Below are 652 nucleotides of genomic sequence, written 5' to 3'. Positions count from 1 at the left end.
TTTATACAATGCCCGATGGTATCGCTTTATTGACGATGACATTTAAAGTATAATTAAAATATAAAAAGAAAAGGAGTTGGATATTATGGTGTGGATTATTGTCATTGCTATAATCGTTATATTAGTTGTGTGGGGGATTGGAGCCTACAATAACTTCGTACGTTCCAAAGAAATGGTATCAAATGCCATGGCACAAATTGCAGCACAAGTAGAATCTCGCTGGGATGCCTTAACAAATTTAATTTCAGCAACCAAACAATATCAAACACATGAACATGATACCTTAACTAAAATCGTTGAATCACGTTCGAATGTATCACGTAACTCATCTGTAAGTGATGTGGAAAAAGATGATGCAGCTTTCAACCGTGCCTTACGTTCAATTGATGTAGTAGTGGAACAATATCCGAATTTAAAAGCTTCGGACGTTTACCAATCAACAATGAATTCTGTAAACACTTATGAAAACAATGTACGTCAGTCACGTATGGTCTTTAATGACACTGTTACTAAATACAATCGTTTAATTAAAACTTTCCCGAATTCTGTTATTGCTGGATTTACAGGATTTACACCAGAAGAATACTTTGAAAATTCAGCAGAAAAAGCGGAGATGCCACAATGGTAAAAACACATCAAAAAGCTATTGATA

Annotated in this window: 1 protein-coding gene; it reads left to right on the top strand. The window is 34.5% G+C overall.

Annotated elements, in window-relative coordinates; all coding sequences use genetic code 11:
• Positions 1-85 precede the first annotated feature (85 nt).
• A complete protein-coding gene (locus tag ACRCJ0_RS18110; RefSeq protein ID WP_003141927.1) occupies positions 86-628 on the top strand; it encodes a LemA family protein in 543 nt (180 codons plus the stop codon).
• Positions 629-652: the final 24 nt, after the last annotated feature.

This window comes from Aerococcus sp. L_32 (genome assembly GCF_050689315.1).
Note: the sequence above shows the minus strand (reverse complement) of the source record. Positions and strands in the feature narration are given on the sequence as shown.

What these genes read in the sequence shown, in the direction of transcription:
- ACRCJ0_RS18110 (WP_003141927.1), top strand. Translation starts at nt 86, where the DNA reads ATGGTGTGGATTATTGTCATTGCTATAATCGTTATATTAGTTGTGTGG.